The organism is Pseudoalteromonas sp. MSK9-3, assembly GCF_003590335.1.
Lineage (GTDB): Bacteria > Pseudomonadota > Gammaproteobacteria > Enterobacterales > Alteromonadaceae > Pseudoalteromonas.
Window position 1 is genome coordinate 1 of sequence record NZ_MIET01000002.1, and the last position, 3730, is coordinate 3730.

At 44.8% G+C, this 3730-nt stretch carries 1 protein-coding gene; it reads left to right on the forward strand.

Going from position 1 to position 3730, the window contains the following annotated elements:
• Positions 1-3730 (forward strand): condensation domain-containing protein (locus tag BGP78_RS00175; protein WP_147386041.1); only part of this gene is annotated, 3730 nt, incomplete at both ends.

Genomic DNA, 3730 nt, shown 5'->3' on the forward strand with positions numbered 1-3730 from the left:
ATATCGTACGGGAGATTTGGTACGCTGGAATGCAGATAACCAAATGGAGTACTTGGGACGTACTGACCATCAAGTTAAAATTCGAGGCTTTCGAATAGAACTCGGAGAGATAGAGTCTTTATTACGTAAGTCAGCGGGTGTGAATGAAGCGGTGGTTATAGCGGATGATACCCCTTCAGGCAAGCGTTTGGTGGGATATGTATCTGGGCATGATGAGCACATATTGGATGTGGTTACGCTAAAAGAGCAGTTAGTTCAGCAATTACCCGATTATATGGTCCCGAGTGTGTTAATGGCATTAGCGGAGTTGCCAACGAATAGTAACGGTAAGATAGATAGAAAGGCATTACCAAAGGCACAACTCCAAAGCGAGATAGCTTATGCAGCACCAGAAGGCGAGTTGGAGGTGTTATTGGCGCAGATTTGGCAGTCGGTGTTGGGTGTTGAGCAAGTTGGGCGGGACGATAACTTCTTTGAATTAGGCGGGGACTCAATCGTCAGTTTACAGATCATTGCCAAAATTCGTCAGGCCGGATACTTGATCACGCCTAAGCAGGTGTTTGAACAACAAACGATCGCGCTTTTAACCAAGCACTTAGTCGTGTTACAAGACGACGATTTAATTGAGCAAAGTGTGGCGGGTCAAGTCCCTTTATTGCCCATCCAATCAAGCTTCTTTAAAAAGGAGATGGTTGAACGCTCTCATTTGAACCAAGCGGTCATGTTACATAGCGATCAAGTATTAGATGAGATGGCGCTTAACGCAGCAATTAGCACATTGATTGAAACGCATGATGCGTTACGTATGCGATACTATCAAGATGAGGTTGGCACATGGCATCAGGAATACACCCCACATAGCGAGCAGCTTGTAGAACACACTAAGTGGTTACATGAAGTGGGTGTAGCTGACATCGAGCAATATGCACAACAGGCCCAGCAAAGTCTAGATATTACTCATGGCCCCATCATGAGAGTTGTACAAATGCGCGTCACTGATGGCACATATCGAGTGTTGTTAGTGATCCATCATTTAGTGGTTGATGGTGTATCTTGGCGGATCTTATTGGATGACTTGGCGATAGCTTATGAGCAAGCTATCGAAGGCAAAGTGCTTACCTTGGCATTAAAGAGTCACAGTTATCAGTATTGGGCTGAACGTGTGCGTGAGTATCCAAATCAATTTGCAGCGGAATTTGCTTATTGGTCTGAGCAAGTCACTCAGCCATTACAATTACCTAACTTAAATGCACAGGGCAGTAAATTGGCTTTGCATCGCGCAGCGGTCAACGTCAATTTAGATAAAGTGCGTACTGAGTCATTATTACATGAGGCACCAAAAGTATATCGTACACAGATAAATGACTTGTTGCTGAGTGCGCTGAGCGAAGCGCTGTATCAGTGGTTAGGTCAATCTGAAGTGTCTATTAATTTGGAAGGCCATGGCCGAGAGCCATGGGAGCAGGGCGTAGATTTAAGTCGGACGGTGGGCTGGTTTACCACACTTTACCCCATTGTATTGCAACGTATGCCCTCGTTGGCAGATACCATCATCGCCAATAAAGAAAACTTACGGGCTATTCCAAACAAGGGGATAGGGTATAGTGCATTTAAATTTAATGGCTCAGAGGCAGAGCAAACGCAGTTACAACAGAGCTCACTCAGTCAAATTGAATTTAATTATTTGGGACAGTTTGATAACAGCGCAGTACAGGATAGTACATCGGTTTGGCGTTTAGCATCGGAAAGCTCTGGCAAAGCAACAAGTGACAATATCGCTATGAATAGTGAGTTGGCGGTTAATGGGCAAGTGTTGAATGGGGCACTGTCTTTTGAAGTAAGTTTCTCACAAGCGCGTTTAAATAATGACGATGTGGCGCAGTTTGCCGCACACTTTGAGGCTGCATTACAGCAGATTGTGGCGCATTGCCAAACAGCAGAAGCTACATTGACCCCATCAGATGTCCCATTGGCTAAATTATCGCAAACACAATTAGCGGCGTTGCCACTTACCCTGAGTAATGTGGATGATCTGTATCCACTATCTCCGATGCAAGAAGGCATGTTATTCCACAGCATGTTTGAGCAAAGCAACGCGTATGTTAATCAGATTTGTTTCGAGGTGAAAGGTTTAGATGTTGCGCGCTTTAAGCAGGCTTGGCAATCCGTCATCGCACGTCATGATGTACTGCGAACAGGGTTTGTATGTACAGATAAAATGAACTTACAGTTTGTTGCTAAAGAGAGTGCACAAGATTGGCAGGAGCTAGATTGGCAGCATAGTCAGTTAGATAAAAATGCAGTGATAAACGCAGCGCAAGCGGATAGAGAGCGAGGGTTTGATTTTATTAACGACCCAGGTTTGACGCGTTTAACACTGATAAAAACGGGCGTGTCAGAGCATTATTTAATTTGGACCAATCATCACTTATTGACCGATGGGTGGAGCACATCCGCTATGATGGGCGAAGTGCTACAAGCCTATAAAGGCATCACGTTACCGAAAAGTACGGTGCAATATAAAGACTATATTGCGTATCTTGAAAAACAAGATGCGGCAGGCAATTTAGCGTATTGGGAGCATGAAACAAGTAAGCTGACGGACCCAAGTTACCTGACGTCGGTATTAAGTGGCGCTGAAGAAGCAGAGCGCTATGCTAAGCAACATATTCAGTTTGATGAAGCACAAACAACGCATTTAACGGACTTTGCTAAGCAAAACCATGTGACAGTTAACACCGTTATTCAAGGTGCATGGGCATTATTGCTGTCGCGATACTTAAATCGAGATACGGTATGCTTTGGGGCAACCACCTCGGGTAGACCGACAGACATGAATGGGAGTAACACATGCTTGGGGATGTTTATCAATACCATCCCGGTGATCACTGAAATAGATCCAGCTCAGTCGCTAATAACGTGGTTACAGTCAATTCAAAATGCCAATGTTCGCTCTAGAGAGAGTGAATTTACCCCGCTTTATGATATTCAAAAGCAAGCAGGGCAGCATTTGGAGCTCAATAAAGAAGGGTTATTTGATACCTTAATGGTGTTTGAGAACTACCCGATCTCAGAAGCACTGCAAAGTGAAGAAAGACACGATACGTCATTTGATGTGGTGCATTCTGAAGAAGAAACCAATTACCCAGTCTCAGTAGAGGTTGATATAGCAGCCTTATTGAAAATAACGCTGACATATCAAAGTGACAAAGTAAGCACACCGAGTGCGAGCAGGCTGTCAGAGCAGCTGGGGTCTTTGATTTTAGCGATGATGGCGAACCAAAGCGCAATCTTGTCAGAGTTATCCTTGGTCACATCGGCGCAAGCAGAGTCGTTACAAGTACAAGGGTTTGGTGATGAGTTTACACCTTATCTAGTGGGGGTAGAAACACCGATATATCTTCCGAATGGCGATGCCCCGGTTTTACGCCCAGAGCAATATCAAGATGTGGTGTCAACATTAAATCAATTGGCAGAGCAGACACCCGATGCAGAAGCCGTAACGTGTGATGGCCTCAGTTATACGTTTAAGGAGCTGTATGAGAGATCATCGCAATTGGCGTATTACTTGCGCGAGCAAGGGGTGGTTGCAGAGCAAAGAGTGGGTGTTGCACTAGAGCGAAGTCGAGATTTACCAGTGGCATTTTTAGCCATTTTAAAAGCGGGTGCAGTGTATGTGCCGATGGACTTGAGCTATCCAGAGCAACGCTTAGCGTACATGATAAAAGAC